This window comes from Escherichia sp. E.sYA108 (genome assembly GCF_011754335.1).
Classification (GTDB): Bacteria; Pseudomonadota; Gammaproteobacteria; order Enterobacterales; family Enterobacteriaceae; genus Escherichia; species Escherichia coli.
The window spans coordinates 4,131,786-4,148,720 of sequence record NZ_JAAQVZ010000001.1 but is presented as its reverse complement, the minus strand read 5'-3'; the positions used below and the strand labels follow the sequence as shown (position 1 = coordinate 4,148,720).

Genomic DNA, 16,935 nt, shown 5'->3' with positions numbered 1-16,935 from the left:
ACATCCGGCAAATTAAGAAGCGGCTATTCTGGCCGCTTCAGATTGTTGATAAAGTGCTCGTGGTTGATGCCGGATGCGGCGTAAACGCCTTATCCGACCTACAAAATCATGCAAATTCAATATATTGCATGGCTTGTGTAGGCCCGATAAGCTTGCGCATCGGGCGATTCGATGTTTGTCATCAGTCTTAAGCGGCTAACAACGCCGCTTTTTTACGCCTGCAATTTACCTTTCCAGTCTCCTTGCTCCACGCTCAGACAACCGTTCGCGTACCGCTGACCGTTGCTCATTATTCAATCGGGCAGTATGGTTACTGTCGTTTAGACGCTGCGGGCGGCTCTCCTGAACTTTCTCTCGAAAAACCTGACGCTGCTCAGGCGAGGCAGACTGGATACGCTGACGTGCTGCATCTCTTTGCTGTTGATTCTGCGGGTTAGTCTGCATTTTCTCGCGAACCGCCTGGCGCTGCTCAGGCGACGCGGACTGAATACGCTGACGTGCCGCCTCTCTTCGCTGCTGGTTCTGTGGGTTAGTCTGCATTTTCTCGCGAGCCGCCTGGCGCTGCTCAGGAGAAGCCGACTGATAACGCTGACGAGCGGCGTCCTTTTGTTGCTGGGTCAGTGGCTGGCGACGGCTGAAGTCGCGGAAGTCGTCATAGCTCCCATAGTGTTCAGCTTCATTAAACCGCTGTGCCGCTGCCTGACGTTGGGTATCTCGCGTAATGACGGGGGCGGCGTGTGTTCGTTGCTGAAACTGGCTTGCTGCCGCCTGACGCTGGCTGTCGCGTGTTGGAGCAGGTAGCGGCGTGGCGCTCATTCCGCCTTTAACATCGGTTTGGTGAAACCGCTTTGCCATATCCTGATCATGATAAGGCATACCATCGCGGTAATTCGGATTGTGCCGCCATGCCATATTCTTATCAGTAAGATGCTCACCGGTGATACGGTTGAAATTGTTGACGTCGATATTGATGTTGTCGCCGTTGTGTTGCCAGTCATTACCGTCACGATGACCGCCATCGTGGTGATGATAATCATCATCGTCATGATGATGATGGTCATGATCGTCATGATGATGATGGTCATGATCGTCGTCGTCCCAGTCGATGCTGCTGAATAGTGCGTATGTGGTAGCAACGCCCATGCTATAGCCGAATCCGCGCACAAAGCTGTCAACAAACGGTTCTCCGGCTGGCGGCGGCAGATAAACTGGCGGATAAGCGGTATTGGCCCAACTGCCGTAAACCACGTTTGGGTTGTAGTTCGGAATATAAACCACATCCGGATTGGCTGGCTCAATGGCTATTACTGTCGGTGCAGGTTCTGCGACGACGGGGCTGGACGTAGAAACGGTATTTGATTGTGTGGCAGGGGCGTTGGCGGGCTGATTTACCGGTACGACTTTTTTCGTTGTCGTGATGATCTTTTGTTCCGTTGATGACTTCAGCGAGCCGGTTTGTTGCGCCAGTTGCCGCAATCGCTGTACCGAGTCCATCACGTCTTGCGGCTGCGCCAGAAAAGCATCGCCCAGGTTTTGCACCCATTGCGGGTTTTCGCCCATCAATGCCATCAATTGTGGAAAGGCCACCAGTGATTTAACGCTGGCGTCCCACGGCTGGTCAGATACCGCCTGAATAGCAGCATCGCCTTGTTTAAGTGGGTTATCGTGCGACCATTGTACTGCTTGCGCAACGTTTGTCGGATAGGTTGATGCCATCAGCACCTGCGAAAGTAGGGCGTCGGGGTATAGCGCGACAGGTGCAACCCATTGATCTATTTGAGCAGTGCTGAATGCGGATTTGACGACGGCAGGTGTTACAGGAGGCACGGAAACCGTTGCAGGAAGCGTAACTGCGGAGATGTCAGGCGCAGTCTGTTGTGTCGATTGCGCTTCCACAGGCGCTTCCACTGTGCGGCTTTTTATATATAGCCCGGCAGAGGCGGCACAAAGCCCGGCACTGCAAATTAGCGCCAGCACATGGGGTTTAAACGGCAAAGTCATTTTCATAATTCGGATCTCAAGGAAATCGCAATGGTCGGCGAACTGCCACCCGCAGGTGCTGTGAATCCGAGTATAAAGAGGCGGTAGTTTAAATTTTGACTAATCTTGGGATTCGTTGAGGAAGGTGATTATCACCATGCGAATTAACGAAGTTTTTACGGAGGGAAACAATCTCTAGACCATCCTTAACGATTCAGCCACTTTTTTATGTTGCTTTTTTGTAAACAGATTAACACATCGTCAAAATCCTGCTATTCTGCCCGTTGCGGTACTGGGCATTTACCCTACAAACTGCTGTCTCACAGGAGCGTGAAGAGAATCGCCTGCCGCACTATGACAATGAGAGCGAGGAGAACCGTCGTGCTAGAAGAATACCGTAAGCACGTAGCTGAGCGTGCCGCTGAGGGGATTGCGCCCAAACCCCTGGATGCAAACCAAATGGCCGCACTTGTAGAGCTGCTGAAAAACCCGCCCGCGGGCGAAGAAGAATTCCTGTTAGATCTGTTAACCAACCGTGTTCCCCCTGGCGTCGATGAAGCCGCCTATGTCAAAGCAGGCTTCCTGGCTGCTGTCGCCAAAGGCGAAGCTAAATCCCCGCTGCTGACTCCGGAAAAAGCCATTGAACTGCTGGGCACTATGCAGGGTGGTTACAACATTCATCCGCTGATCGACGCGCTGGATGATGCCAAACTGGCACCGATCGCTGCCAAAGCACTTTCTCACACGCTGCTGATGTTCGATAACTTCTATGACGTAGAAGAGAAAGCCAAAGCAGGCAACGAATATGCGAAGCAGGTAATGCAGTCCTGGGCGGATGCCGAATGGTTCCTGAATCGCCCGGCGCTGGCTGAAAAACTGACCGTTACCGTCTTCAAAGTCACTGGCGAAACCAACACCGATGACCTCTCTCCGGCACCAGATGCGTGGTCACGCCCGGATATCCCACTGCACGCGCTGGCGATGCTGAAAAACGCCCGTGAAGGTATTGAGCCAGATCAGCCTGGTGTTGTTGGCCCGATCAAACAGATTGAAGCTCTGCAACAGAAAGGTTTCCCGCTGGCGTACGTCGGTGACGTTGTGGGTACGGGTTCATCGCGTAAATCCGCCACGAACTCCGTTCTGTGGTTTATGGGCGATGATATTCCACATGTGCCGAACAAACGCGGCGGTGGTTTGTGCCTCGGCGGTAAAATTGCACCAATCTTTTTTAACACGATGGAAGACGCGGGTGCACTGCCAATCGAAGTCGACGTCTCTAACCTGAACATGGGCGACGTAATTGACGTTTACCCGTACAAAGGTGAAGTGCGTAACCACGAAACCGGCGAACTGCTGGCAACCTTCGAACTGAAAACCGACGTGCTGATTGATGAAGTGCGTGCTGGCGGCCGTATTCCGCTGATTATCGGGCGTGGCCTGACCACCAAAGCGCGTGAAGCACTTGGCCTGCCGCACAGCGATGTGTTCCGTCAGGCGAAAGATGTCGCTGAGAGCGATCGCGGCTTCTCGCTGGCGCAGAAAATGGTAGGCCGTGCCTGTGGCGTGAAAGGCATTCGTCCGGGCGCGTACTGTGAACCGAAAATGACTTCTGTAGGTTCCCAGGACACCACCGGCCCGATGACCCGTGATGAACTGAAAGACCTGGCGTGCCTGGGCTTCTCGGCTGACCTGGTGATGCAGTCTTTCTGCCACACCGCGGCATATCCGAAGCCAGTTGACGTGAACACGCACCACACGCTGCCGGACTTCATTATGAACCGTGGCGGTGTGTCGCTGCGTCCGGGGGACGGCGTCATTCACTCCTGGCTGAACCGTATGCTGCTGCCGGATACCGTCGGTACCGGTGGTGACTCCCATACCCGTTTCCCGATCGGTATCTCTTTCCCGGCGGGTTCTGGTCTGGTGGCATTTGCAGCCGCAACAGGCGTAATGCCGCTGGATATGCCGGAATCCGTTCTGGTACGCTTCAAAGGCAAAATGCAGCCGGGTATCACCCTGCGCGATCTGGTACACGCCATTCCGCTGTATGCAATCAAACAAGGTCTGCTGACCGTTGAGAAGAAAGGTAAGAAAAACATCTTCTCTGGCCGCATTCTGGAAATTGAAGGTCTGCCGGATCTGAAAGTTGAGCAGGCATTTGAGCTGACAGATGCGTCTGCCGAGCGTTCTGCTGCCGGTTGTACCATCAAGCTGAACAAAGAACCGATCATTGAATACCTGAACTCTAACATCGTCCTGCTGAAGTGGATGATCGCGGAAGGTTACGGCGATCGTCGTACCCTGGAGCGTCGTATTCAGGGCATGGAAAAATGGCTGGCGAATCCTGAGCTGCTGGAAGCCGATGCAGATGCGGAATACGCGGCAGTGATCGACATCGATCTGGCGGATATCAAAGAGCCAATCCTCTGTGCACCGAATGACCCGGACGACGCACGTCCGCTGTCTGCGGTACAGGGCGAGAAGATTGACGAAGTATTTATCGGTTCTTGCATGACTAACATCGGTCACTTCCGTGCCGCTGGTAAACTGCTGGATGCGCACAAAGGTCAGTTGCCGACCCGCCTGTGGGTGGCACCGCCAACGCGTATGGACGCTGCGCAGCTGACCGAAGAAGGCTACTACAGCGTCTTCGGTAAGAGTGGTGCTCGTATCGAGATCCCTGGCTGTTCCCTGTGTATGGGTAACCAGGCGCGTGTAGCAGACGGTGCGACGGTGGTTTCCACCTCTACCCGTAACTTCCCGAACCGTTTGGGTACTGGCGCGAATGTCTTCCTGGCTTCTGCGGAACTGGCTGCTGTTGCGGCGCTGATTGGCAAACTGCCGACGCCGGAAGAGTACCAGACCTACGTGGCGCAGGTAGATAAAACAGCCGTTGATACTTACCGTTATCTGAACTTCGACCAGCTTTCTCAGTACACCGAAAAAGCGGACGGGGTGATTTTCCAGACTGCGGTTTAATAAGTAAGCGCACGCGCTGCGCATAAACGACACAATGCCCGGTGAATGAGATTCCCGGGCATTTTTTATTTCTAAACCATCGCCGTTCCGCTGTTTTTCTCCGGTAAGGCTGCGATAATTACATCAATGGCGCAATGCGATTTCGGCGCATTGCCGGGAGCAGAGGAACACACTATGGATTACGAATTTCTGCGCGATATTACCGGAGTGGTAAAGGTGCGCATGTCCATGGGGCATGAAGTGGTCGGGCACTGGTTTAATGAAGAGGTGAAAGAAAACCTGGCCTTGCTTGATGAAGTGGAAGACGCAGCGCGCACGCTCAAAGGCAGCGAACGATCCTGGCAGCGGGCAGGGCATGAATACACTCTGTGGATGGACGGTGAAGAGGTGATGGTTCGCGCCAATCAACTGGAATTCGCTGGCGATGAAATGGAAGAGGGGATGAACTACTACGATGAAGAGAGCTTGTCGCTGTGCGGCGTTGAGGATTTTCTTCAGGTGGTTGCGGCTTACCGTAATTTCGTGCAGCAGAAGTAAGTAAATCAGGCGGAGCCTCCGTGCTCCGCCTGAGACGTTAAACAGCGGGCATATTGCGCCCGTAATAAATCTCGCGCATTTCTTTCCACAGCGCAGCGGTAATTTCCTGGCGCTCGCTGTCGGTTAAATCTTCCGGTTTGGTGTGGAACATGTAGTGCTTAAGGTCGAACTCTTTAAGCAACATCTTGGTATGGAAGATATTCTCCTGATAGACGTTTACATCCACCATGTCATACAGCGCCTTCATATCTTCGGACATAAAGTTCTGAATCGAATTAATCTCATGGTCGATAAAGTGCTTCATACCGTTAATGTCGCGGGTAAAACCGCGCACGCGATAATCAATAGTCACAATATCGGACTCAAGCTGGTGGATCAGGTAATTCAGCGCCTTCAGCGGAGAAATCACGCCGCAGGTAGAGACTTCAATATCGGCGCGGAAGGTACATAAACCGCCTTCAGGATGACTTTCCGGGTAGGTATGTACGCAAATATGACTTTTATCGAGATGGGCAACGACCGTTTCTGGCAGTGGGCCGGGGTGTTCTGTTTTGTCGATAAGTTTCGGGTCGACCGGTTCTTCACTCACCAGAATAGTGACGCTGGCACCTTGTGGCTCGTAATCCTGGCGGGCGATGTTAAGAATATTGGCCCCGATAATGGAACAGGTTTCTGACAGGATTTCGGTCAGACGGTTGGCATTATAGAGTTCATCGATATAAGCAATATAACCGTCGCGCTCTTCGGTAGTTTTGGCGTAGCAGATATCGTAAATACAAAAACTCAGACTTTTGGTCAGATTATTAAAGCCATGCAGTTTCAGTTTTTTCAATTTCTTATCTTCTCCTTAGGACGGCTGTGAAGCCAGTGCATCTTGCAGATACTGGGGTAAGGCAAAAGCTGCCGTATGGACTGCCGGATTGTAATAACGGCATTTCAGGCCAGAAGCGAGAAAACGCGCCTGAATAATTTCGGTTGAGAGATGGCGTAAGGCGTCGTTATCTGTCGCCCATGCAAAGGTCATGATGCCGCCGTAATAGGTCGGGATCGCCGCCTGATAAAAGCCAACATCGCTGAAGTAATGGCTGAGTTTGCGATGGCTGTCGATGGCCTCTTCCTGCTGTAAAAAGCAGACGCCGTTTTGTGCGACGAAGATACCGCCAGGATTCAGGCAACGTTTGCAGCCTTCATAAAATGCAGAAGTAAACAGACTTTCGCCGGGACCGATAGGATCGGTGCAGTCGGAGATAATGACATCAAAGGTCTGGCTGGTTTGATTAACGAAATTGACACCATCGTCGATCACCAGTTTAAAGCGCGGATCGTCGTAACTACCGGCGTTATGGTTGGGAAGATACTGACGGCAGAACGACACGACACCCGCATCGATTTCCACCATCGTGATTGACTCAACGTTTTTATGTCGGGTTACTTCACGCAGCATGGCACCGTCGCCGCCGCCGATAATCAGCACATGTTTCGCGTGGCCGTGGGCCAGTAGCGGAACATGGGTCATCATCTCATGATAGATAAACTCGTCACGCTCGGTGGTTTGTACTACACCATCCAGCGCCATTACGCGACCAAATGCGGCGTTCTCAAAAATGATCAGATCCTGGTGATCGGTCTTTTCATGATACAGAACGTTATCTACCGCAAAGTACTGCCCAAACTGGTCGTGTAGCGTTTCATGCCACTGTTTTTTTTCGGCCATGGGTTGATACCTCCTTTGTTAACACCCGTAAAAAAATGGCGCAACATAATAGCTAACATTGACCGCGGATGCACGGTCAATATTTCTACAAAAAGGTATCAGGGATTATTTGACGTAGGCAAGCAGGCTTAAGGAATCGCGGGCCAGGGCTTTGCACTTTTTAGCGACGGGAATGCCAATGCCGCTGAGATCGCGGTAGCTGTCTTCACCGAGGGCTTTCATGTCGAAGGTGTCGTAATTACTGAGATCCCACTGGTTTTGCTGGGCGAAAAAGACCAGCGCGCGACGAATTTGCCCGTTAGGTAAGTTCTGGTAACCACAATCGTTCTTCAGAAAAACAAAAACTGCCGTTAAATCGGCCATATCTTCGGCTTCAGACTCGCTGAGCGCGTAACTGTTTGCGCAAACGGCCATCAGGCTGCCGAATAACACTGTTCTGAAAAACGTCTTCATTGCTTCTACCAGGGGCTTAAAGAAGATAAACGTTAGCACACTGCGAGCGAGGCGACGACCATTATTGTCGATTAAATTGTGTCTGCGGCTTGACCTTCCCGTAAGGGGAAGGACTATGCTCAACGTTTGATTTTGTTTCGCCTGCTTAAGAATAAGGAAATAACTATGCAACGTCGTGATTTCTTGAAATATTCCGTCGCGCTGGGTGTGGCTTCAGCCTTGCCGCTGTGGAGCCGCGCAGTATTTGCGGCGGAACGCCCAACGTTACCGATCCCTGATTTGCTCACGACCGATGCCCGTAATCGCATTCAGTTAACTATTGGCGCAGGTCAGTCCACCTTTGGCGGGAAAACCGCAACTACCTGGGGCTATAACGGCAATCTGCTGGGGCCGGCGGTGAAATTACAGCGTGGCAAAGCGGTAACGGTTGATATCTACAACCAACTGACGGAAGAGACGACGTTGCACTGGCACGGGCTGGAAGTACCGGGTGAAGTGGACGGCGGCCCGCAGGGAATTATTCCGTCAGGTGGCAAGCGCTCGGTGACGTTGAACGTTGATCAACCTGCCGCTACCTGCTGGTTCCATCCACATCAACATGGCAAGACCGGGCGACAGGTGGCGATGGGGCTGGCTGGTTTGGTTGTGATTGAAGATGACGAGATCCTGAAATTAATGCTGCCAAAACAGTGGGGTATTGATGATGTCCCGGTGATTGTTCAGGATAAAAAATTTAACGCTGACGGGCAGATTGATTATCAACTGGATGTGATGACCGCCGCTGTGGGTTGGTTTGGCGATACGTTGCTGACCAACGGTGCAATCTACCCGCAACACGCTGCCCCGCGTGGCTGGCTGCGCCTGCGTTTGCTCAATGGCTGTAATGCCCGCTCGCTCAATTTCGCCACCAGCGACAATCGCCCGCTTTATGTGATTGCCAGCGACGGCGGTCTGCTACCTGAACCGGTGAAGGTGAACGAGCTGCCAGTGCTGATGGGCGAGCGTTTTGAAGTGCTGGTGGAGGTTAACGACAACAAACCCTTTGACCTGGTGACGCTGCCGGTCAGCCAGATGGGGATGGCGATTGCGCCGTTTGACAAGCCGCATCCGGTAATGCGGATTCAGCCGATTGCCATTAGTGCCTCTGGTGCTTTGCCAGACACATTAAGTAGCCTGCCTGCGTTACCTTCGCTGGAAGGGCTGACGGTACGCAAGCTGCAACTTTCTATGGACCCAATGCTCGATATGATGGGGATGCAGATGCTGATGGAGAAATATGGCGATCAGGCGATGGCCGGGATGGATCACAGCCAGATGATGGGCCATATGGGGCACGGCAATATGAATCATATGAACCACAGCGGGAAGTTCGATTTCCACCATGCCAACAAAATCAACGGTCAGGCGTTTGATATGAATAAGCCGATGTTTGCGGCGGCGAAAGGGCAGTACGAACGTTGGGTTATCTCTGGCGTGGGCGACATGATGCTGCATCCGTTCCATATCCACGGTACGCAGTTCCGTATCTTGTCAGAAAATGGCAAACCGCCAGCGACGCATCGCGCAGGCTGGAAAGATACCGTTAAGGTAGAAGGTAATGTCAGCGAAGTGCTGGTGAAGTTTAATCACGATGCACCGAAAGAACATGCTTATATGGCGCACTGCCATCTGCTGGAGCATGAAGATACGGGGATGATGTTAGGGTTTACGGTATAAAAAGACCGTATTCGGAAATATGCCCGGATCTCTCCGGGCATGAACAAATCGCACGTTGTCAGCAATCTGAGCAAGCCTTACTTCACATCATCCGGCAGCGCATAAGCCACAATATAGTCGCCCATCTTCGTACCAAATGAACCGTGACCGCCTGCGGAGATCACCACATACTGCTTGCCATTCACTTCATAGGTCATTGGCGTAGCCTGACCACCCGCTGGTAAACGACCCTGCCACAGTTTTTCACCGTTGCTCATGTTGTAAGCGCGCAGGTAGTTATCTGCCGTAGCGGCGATAAACAGCACGTTACCCGCCGTGGAGATTGGCCCGCCAAGCATCGGCATACCCATATTGAACGGCACCGGTACAGGCATCGGGAATGGCATACTGTCCTGCGGCGTACCAATACGTTTCTTCCACACCACTTCATTGGTTTTCAGATCCAATGCCGAGATATAGCCCCATGCTGGCTGTTTACATGGCAGACCAAACGGTGAGAGGAACGGGTTGAGCGTGACGCCATACGGTACACCGTACTGCGGCTGGATGCCGGATTCCGTACCCGTGCCTTTGGCATCTTTCGGCTGTTCCATCGGGTTACCAGGACCGCGTGGGATCAGTTTCGAAACAAACGGCAGTGCCATTGGGTTGGCAATCGCCACTTCACGATTCGGATCAACGGAAATCCCGCCCCATTCGAACATCCCCAGGTTACCCGGGAAGACCAGCGTACCCTGTTCAGATGGCGGCGTGAAAATGCCTTCATAGCGCATCTGGTGGAACATCACGCGGCACACCAACTGGTCAAACATGGTGGCTCCCCACATATCCGCACCGCTCAAATCTTTCGTCGGACGGAAGCTCAGTTCCGAGAAGGGTTGAGTAGGGGTCACGTAATCGCCTTTAGCAGCACCTTGGGGAACCGGTTTTTCCGGGGCAGGAACCACCAGTTCACCATTACGACGATCGAGCACAAAAATGTTGCCGGTTTTCGCCGGAGCGTAAATAACCGGCACTTTCTGACCATTAACGGTGATGTCCGCCAGCGTCGGCTGTGCCGGAAGATCCATATCCCACAGGTCGTGGTGAACGGTCTGATAGCTCCACGCCAGTTTCCCGGTAGTGGCATTCAGCGCCAGAATCGAGCTGGCATAACGTTCCTGTTCCGGTGTGCGGTTACCACCCCAGATATCTGGCGTGGTGACGCCCATCGGCAGATAGACCAGATCCAGCTTCGCGTCATAGGCCGCTGGTGCCCACGAGTTTGGTGAGTTAAAGGTAAAGGTGTGTTCGTCAGACGGGATCGCATTCGGATCTTTCGCGCCCGGATCAAAAGCCCACAGCAGCTCCCCGGTGTTGACATCAAAACCACGGATCACGCCAGACGTTTCGCGGGTTGAGAAGTTGTCGGTGACTGAACCGGCCATCACGATGGTTTTATCGGTGATAATCGGCGGCGAAGTCGGTTCATACAGACCCGGTTTGGTGTCCGGCATATTGCTTTGCAGATTGAGCACGCCTTTATTGGCGAAGGTTTCGCACAGCTTGCCGTTTTCAGCGTTAATTGCAATCAGACGACCATCATTGACCGGAAGAATGATACGACGCGGGCAATCCGCCATCACTTCCGGCGAAGCAGTTTCTGCTTTGGCTTCATGATAAGAGACGCCACGGCAGGTTACATGCTGGAAGGACTCGTTGGTTTTCAGCTCAGGATCGTAATGCCATTTCTCTTTACCGCTGGCGGCATCCAGCGCAAACAGACGTTGATGCGCGGTACACAGGTAAAGGGTGTCGCCCACTTTAATTGGCGTCACTTCATTGGTGATTTCGCCCGGATCGTTCGGCTGCTTCACATCGCCAGTACGGAACACCCAGGCTTCTTTCAGCTTGTGGACGTTATCAGCGTTAATTTGCTTCAGTGGTGAAAAGCGTTGACCTTCCTGATTGCGACCATAGGCAGGCCAGTCCTGATCGGCAACGGGGGAGATGGCTTCTGCTGGCGTGGTATCGGCGCTTAAGGTGCCGCTGATTTCCTGCGGATCGTTAAATCCGGCCCAGGTCAGGATACCACCGCTAATCAGCAGTGCGACCACCAGTGCGGCAACTGCGCCGCTGGCAGGAATGACCAGGCGACGCCAGACAAACGGCAGGATCAGCCAGATGCCGAAGAAGACCAGAATGTCGCTGCGCGGAGTCAGCGCCCAGAAGTCGAAACCAACTTCCCAGACGCCCCAAATCATAGTGCCGAGCAGCAGGGCTGCGTACAGCCAAAGCGCGGCGCGTTTACTGCGCCACAGCATCCAGGCGACGCCGAGCATCACAAGGCCAGCGATAGGGTAGTACCAGGAGCCGCCAATCGCGACCAGCCAGCCTCCGCCAATGAGTAGATACAGCCCGCAAAGCGCTGCAAAAAGGGCTGTTAGCGTGACGAGTAATCGCCGCGAGCCGGTATTGTTAATTGCCATAAAGAGACACCATTTCAATTCATTAATATTTTAGTAGCAATTAATTATAGGTTTTAACATGTGTGATCGTCATCACAATTCGAGCTTTATTAACAGATTCCGCGAATGAATAGTTTTACTGGTATACTGCGTGTCTTGCGCTTTGTTGCGGTGCTGAAACCTGCCCGTGCGAAGTGATTTGTTTTTAAATCATATGGTTATAGATATGAAACATACTGTAGAAGTAATGATCCCCGAAGCGGAGATTAAAGCGCGTATCGCCGAACTGGGTCGTCAGATTACTGAGCGTTACAAAGACAGCGGCAGCGATATGGTGCTGGTGGGTCTGCTGCGTGGCTCATTTATGTTTATGGCGGACCTGTGCCGTGAAGTTCAGGTATCTCATGAAGTCGACTTTATGACCGCCTCCAGCTACGGTAGCGGCATGTCCACCACCCGTGATGTGAAAATCCTCAAAGATCTGGATGAAGATATCCGTGGCAAGGACGTGCTGATTGTTGAAGATATCATCGACTCGGGGAATACACTGTCGAAAGTGCGTGAGATCTTAAGCCTGCGCGAACCGAAGTCGTTGGCGATTTGTACGCTGCTGGATAAACCGTCCCGTCGTGAAGTGAACGTCCCGGTAGAATTTATCGGTTTCTCGATCCCGGATGAGTTTGTGGTGGGTTACGGCATTGATTACGCACAGCGTTACCGTCATCTGCCGTATATCGGCAAAGTGATTCTGCTGGACGAGTAAGTGTGAAGTTGCCGGATGTGTTGCATCCGGCATGGCGAATTTATTTGTGATTGATGTGCTTCAGCTTGAGGTTGGAGATCCCGTGACGGTAACGTTGCTCAAGGGTTTCGCGGTTAGTCGCTGTGACATCCAGATCACGCAGCAAGCCGTCGTGAATGCCGTAGGCCCAGCCGTGAATGGTAACTTTCTGCCCGCGTTTCCACGCTGATTGCATAATGGTGGAGTGGCCCAGGTTATACACCTGTTCCATGACGTTCAGTTCACACAAGGTATCCAGACGGCGCTCTTGCGGCATTTCGCCGAGCAATGAGCTATGTTTGAACCAGATATCGCGGATATGCAGCAGCCAGTTGTTGATAAGCCCCAGTTCCGGGTTTTCAACTGCGGCTTGTACGCCGCCGCAACCGTAGTGGCCACAGATAATAATGTGTTCAACTTCGAGTACATCCACTGCATACTGAACCACGGAAAGGCAGTTCAGGTCGGTGTGAATGACCAGGTTAGCAACATTACGGTGAACAAAGAGTTCGCCCGGCTCAAGACCGGTTAAACGTTCTGCAGGAACGCGACTGTCGGAACATCCAATCCATAGAAAGCGCGGTTTTTGCGCTTGTGCCAGTTTCTCAAAAAACCCGGGATCCTCTTCCACCAGCATTTTTGACCATAGTGCATTGTTGCTGATGAGTGTATCTATGTCTTTCATGGAGGTTAACGACCTGTAACCAAATAATTACGTTTGGCTAATATAGGGCAACTCCGGGACGATTTAAACCACAGATAAAGTGTAAGAACGTAAGGTAAGTAAAAATTTATGACCATTGCACTGGAACTTCAACAGCTTAAAAAAACCTATCCAGGCGGCGTTCAGGCGCTTCGTGGAATCGATTTGCAGGTCGAAGCGGGTGATTTTTATGCGCTTCTCGGGCCGAACGGGGCCGGAAAATCGACCACTATCGGTATTATCAGCTCTCTGGTAAATAAAACCTCCGGGCGGGTCAGCGTATTTGGTTACGATCTCGAGAAAGATGTCGTAAACGCTAAACGTCAGTTGGGTCTGGTGCCACAGGAATTTAACTTCAACCCGTTTGAAACCGTGCAGCAAATTGTGGTGAATCAGGCAGGGTACTACGGTGTGGAGCGCAAAGAAGCGTACATTCGCAGCGAAAAGTATCTTAAACAACTCGATCTATGGGGAAAACGCAACGAACGTGCGCGTATGTTATCTGGCGGGATGAAGCGCCGTTTAATGATTGCCCGTGCGTTAATGCATGAACCTAAACTACTGATTCTCGACGAACCGACCGCAGGCGTGGATATTGAACTTCGCCGCTCAATGTGGGGCTTTTTGAAGGATTTAAACGACAAAGGCACCACCATCATTCTCACCACACACTACCTGGAAGAAGCAGAAATGCTGTGCCGCAATATCGGCATTATTCAACACGGTGAGTTGGTGGAAAATACTTCGATGAAGGCGCTGCTGGCGAAGCTGAAATCAGAAACCTTTATTCTCGATCTCGCACCGAAAAGTCCGTTACCGAAGCTCGATGGCTATCAGTATCGACTGGTAGATACCGCCACGCTGGAAGTTGAAGTGCTGCGTGAGCAGGGCATCAACAGCGTATTTACGCAGTTAAGTGAGCAGGGCATTCAGGTATTAAGTATGCGTAACAAAGCTAACCGTCTGGAAGAGCTGTTTGTTTCACTGGTTAATGAAAAACAAGGAGATCGCACATGATGCATCTTTACTGGGTGGCGCTAAAAAGCATCTGGGCGAAAGAGATCCATCGCTTTATGCGTATCTGGGTGCAGACGCTGGTGCCGCCAGTCATCACCATGACCCTTTACTTTATTATCTTCGGTAACCTGATTGGTTCGCGTATTGGCGATATGCATGGCTTCAGCTACATGCAGTTCATCGTACCGGGGCTGATCATGATGTCGGTGATCACCAACGCCTACGCTAACGTCGCGTCATCATTTTTTGGTGCCAAGTTCCAGCGTAATATTGAAGAGCTGCTGGTAGCGCCGGTTCCGACTCATGTCATTATTGCCGGATATGTCGGTGGTGGCGTGGCGCGTGGTCTGTTTGTTGGTATTTTGGTGACGGCAATTTCACTGTTTTTTGTGCCGTTTCAGGTGCATTCGTGGGTATTCGTTGCCTTAACCCTGGTGCTCACTGCGGTGCTATTCTCCCTTGCGGGTTTGCTGAACGGCGTGTTTGCCAAAACGTTCGATGACATCAGCCTGGTGCCAACCTTTGTGTTAACGCCACTCACGTATTTGGGCGGGGTGTTTTACTCCCTGACTTTGTTGCCGCCGTTCTGGCAAGGGCTGTCGCACCTGAACCCAATCGTTTATATGATCAGTGGTTTCCGCTACGGCTTCCTCGGTATCAATGATGTTCCGCTGGTCACTACCTTTGGCGTACTGGTGGTCTTTATTGTGGCGTTTTATTTGATCTGTTGGTCGCTGATCCAACGTGGACGTGGTTTGCGTAGCTAAGGCTATTTCCTCTCCTCTGGATTTGGGGGAGAGGAGTTTTGACGGCTATCACCCTTTATCAACAATGGTCAGGGTAGACTGATTTTCGGCTAAGGAGGAAGGCGATGTTAGGTTGGGTAATTACCTGTCACGATGACCGGGCGCAAGAGATACTGGATGCGCTGGAGAAAAAACATGGGGCACTTCTTCAGTGCCGGGCCGTGAATTTCTGGCGCGGATTAACCTCTAATATGCTCAGCCGCATGATGTGCGATGCCTTGCATGAAACGGACTCTGGTGAGGGCGTTATCTTTTTAACCGATATAGCCGGAGCGCCACCGTACCGCGTGGCTTCATTATTAAGCCACAAACACTCCCGTTGCGAAGTGATTTCTGGTGTCACGTTACCGTTAATTGAACAGATGATGGCTTGCCGTGAAACCATGACCAGTTCAGCGTTTCGCGAGCATATTGTCGAACTGGGTGCGCCGGAGGTGAGTAGTCTTTGGCACCAACAACAAAAAAATCCGCCTTTCGTCCTCAAACATAATTTGTATGAGTATTAACCCGCGATTCTGATGACGCTTTTGCTACAATAAAAGCGTTGTTTCACCCTCGGTTATTTTTTCATGTACAAACAAGCTGTTATTCTCCTGCTGATGCTGTTTACCGCAAGCGTCAGTGCCGCATTACCTGCCCATTATATGCAAACCATCGAAAATGCCGCGGTCTGGGCGCAAATTGGTGACAAGATGGTGACGGTGGGGAATATTCGGGCCGGACAAATCATTGCCGTGGAGCCCACTGCCGCAAGTTATTACGTATTTAATTTTGGCTTTGGTAAAGGGTTTATCGATAAAGGCCATCTCGAGCCGGTTCAGGGGCGACAAAAAGTTGAAGATGGTTTAGGTGACCTCAACAAGCCGCTGAGTAATCAGAACTTAATAACCTGGAAAGATACGCCGGTTTATAACGCGCCGAGTGTGGGCAGTGCGCCATTTGGAGTACTGGCGGACAATTTGCGCTACCCGATTTTGCATAAACTGAAAGACAGGTTAAATCAAACCTGGTATCAGATCCGCATTGGCGATCGACTGGCCTATATCAGCGCGCTGGATGCCCAACCCGATAATGGCTTGCCGGTGCTAACCTATCACCATATTTTGCGCGACGAAGAAAACACCCGTTTTCGCCATACTTCGACGACCACCTCGGTACGCGCTTTCAATAACCAGATGGCCTGGCTGCGCGACAGGGGATACGCGACACTGAGCATGGCGCAGCTGGAAGGTTACGTGAAGAATAAGATCAATCTCCCTGCGCGAGCGGTGGTAATTACCTTTGATGATGGCCTCAAGTCGGTGAGCCGCTATGCGTATCCTGTGTTGAAACAATATGGTATGAAGGCGACGGCGTTTATTGTTACCTCGCGCATCAAACGTCACCCGCAGAAATGGAACCCAAAATCGCTGCAATTTATGAGCGTTTCTGAACTTAACGAAATTCGCGATGTATTTGATTTCCAGTCACATACTCATTTTTTGCATCGGATAGATGGTTATCGGCGGCCTATATTGCTGAGCCGTAGTGAGCACAATATTCTGTTTGATTTTGCACGTTCACGCCGCGCTCTGGCGCAATTTAATCCACATGTTTTGTATCTTTCTTATCCATTTGGCGGATTTAATGACAAAGCCGTGAAGGCAGCAAAAGAAGCCGGATTTCACCTGGCGGTGACGACCATGAAAGGCAAAGTAAAACCGGGGGATAATCCGTTGTTACTAAAACGACTTTATATCTTAAGAACGGATTCGCTGGAGACGATGTCGCGGCTGGTGAGTAACCAGCCGCAGGGATAACAA

At 51.7% G+C, this 16,935-nt stretch carries 14 protein-coding genes; 8 read left to right on the top strand and 6 right to left on the bottom strand.

What is annotated here, in order from left to right; all coding sequences use genetic code 11:
- Window positions 1-225: 225 nt before the first annotated feature.
- Window positions 226-2,007, bottom strand: coding sequence for a DUF3300 domain-containing protein (locus tag HBM92_RS19895; RefSeq protein WP_000784416.1), 1,782 nt, complete (start codon window positions 2,005-2,007; stop codon window positions 226-228).
- 354 nt (window positions 2,008-2,361) lie between these two features.
- Here HBM92_RS19895 and acnB point away from each other — a divergent pair, with 354 nt between their 5' ends.
- Together acnB and yacL are read left to right on the top strand one after the other, a co-directional pair.
- Window positions 2,362-4,959 (top strand): bifunctional aconitate hydratase 2/2-methylisocitrate dehydratase, encoded by a 2,598-nt coding sequence (acnB, locus tag HBM92_RS19890; protein WP_001295775.1) that lies wholly within the window; start codon window positions 2,362-2,364, stop codon window positions 4,957-4,959.
- Window positions 4,960-5,133: 174 nt separating this feature from the next.
- Complete coding sequence (gene yacL, locus HBM92_RS19885) at window positions 5,134-5,496, top strand: protein YacL (protein WP_000384304.1); 363 nt, start codon at window positions 5,134-5,136, stop codon at window positions 5,494-5,496.
- Between the two features lie 37 nt (window positions 5,497-5,533).
- Here the strand turns inward: yacL and speD are convergent, their stop codons facing one another.
- From speD to HBM92_RS19870, 3 genes are all read right to left on the bottom strand, one after another.
- Window positions 5,534-6,328 (bottom strand): adenosylmethionine decarboxylase, encoded by a 795-nt coding sequence (speD, locus tag HBM92_RS19880; RefSeq protein ID WP_000734302.1) that lies wholly within the window; start codon window positions 6,326-6,328, stop codon window positions 5,534-5,536.
- A 15-nt stretch (window positions 6,329-6,343) separates the two neighbouring features.
- On the bottom strand, window positions 6,344-7,210 hold the full coding sequence (gene speE, locus HBM92_RS19875) for a polyamine aminopropyltransferase (RefSeq protein ID WP_000818414.1): 867 nt from the start codon (window positions 7,208-7,210) through the stop codon (window positions 6,344-6,346).
- Between the two features lie 105 nt (window positions 7,211-7,315).
- Window positions 7,316-7,663 carry a YacC family pilotin-like protein gene (locus HBM92_RS19870; RefSeq protein WP_001295568.1) on the bottom strand — a complete coding sequence of 116 codons (348 nt, stop codon included), beginning with the start codon at window positions 7,661-7,663 and terminating at the stop codon, window positions 7,316-7,318.
- Between the two features lie 165 nt (window positions 7,664-7,828).
- Here HBM92_RS19870 and cueO point away from each other — a divergent pair, with 165 nt between their 5' ends.
- Window positions 7,829-9,379 carry a multicopper oxidase CueO gene (cueO, locus tag HBM92_RS19865; RefSeq protein ID WP_001189652.1) on the top strand — a complete coding sequence of 517 codons (1,551 nt, stop codon included), beginning with the start codon at window positions 7,829-7,831 and terminating at the stop codon, window positions 9,377-9,379.
- Between the two features lie 77 nt (window positions 9,380-9,456).
- Here the strand turns inward: cueO and gcd are convergent, their stop codons facing one another.
- Window positions 9,457-11,847 carry a quinoprotein glucose dehydrogenase gene (gcd, locus tag HBM92_RS19860; protein ID WP_001298426.1) on the bottom strand — a complete coding sequence of 797 codons (2,391 nt, stop codon included), beginning with the start codon at window positions 11,845-11,847 and terminating at the stop codon, window positions 9,457-9,459.
- A gap of 205 nt (window positions 11,848-12,052) precedes the next feature.
- On the opposite strand from gcd, the gene hpt reads away from it, so the two are divergent.
- Complete coding sequence (hpt, locus tag HBM92_RS19855; protein ID WP_000683335.1) at window positions 12,053-12,589, top strand: hypoxanthine phosphoribosyltransferase; 537 nt, start codon at window positions 12,053-12,055, stop codon at window positions 12,587-12,589.
- A 40-nt stretch (window positions 12,590-12,629) separates the two neighbouring features.
- Here the strand turns inward: hpt and can are convergent, their stop codons facing one another.
- A complete protein-coding gene (gene can / locus HBM92_RS19850; protein WP_000651600.1) occupies window positions 12,630-13,292 on the bottom strand; it encodes a carbonate dehydratase in 663 nt (220 codons plus the stop codon).
- Window positions 13,293-13,400: 108 nt separating this feature from the next.
- On the opposite strand from can, the gene HBM92_RS19845 reads away from it, so the two are divergent.
- The 4 genes from HBM92_RS19845 to HBM92_RS19830 all read left to right on the top strand — a co-directional run bounded on the left by HBM92_RS19845 (window position 13,401) and on the right by HBM92_RS19830 (window position 16,932).
- Window positions 13,401-14,327, top strand: coding sequence for an ABC transporter ATP-binding protein (locus tag HBM92_RS19845; protein WP_000150638.1), 927 nt, complete (start codon window positions 13,401-13,403; stop codon window positions 14,325-14,327).
- Entirely contained in the window at window positions 14,324-15,094 is a 771-nt protein-coding gene (locus HBM92_RS19840; protein WP_000972203.1) for an ABC transporter permease, read from the top strand. Before HBM92_RS19845 ends, HBM92_RS19840 begins: the two co-directional genes overlap by 4 nt.
- Before the next feature lie 104 nt (window positions 15,095-15,198).
- Entirely contained in the window at window positions 15,199-15,639 is a 441-nt protein-coding gene (locus HBM92_RS19835) for a PTS sugar transporter subunit IIA (protein WP_000901995.1), read from the top strand.
- 63 nt (window positions 15,640-15,702) lie between these two features.
- Window positions 15,703-16,932: a polysaccharide deacetylase family protein gene (locus HBM92_RS19830; protein ID WP_000277856.1), complete on the top strand. Its 1,230-nt coding sequence runs from the start codon at window positions 15,703-15,705 to the stop codon at window positions 16,930-16,932.
- Window positions 16,933-16,935 lie beyond the last annotated feature (3 nt).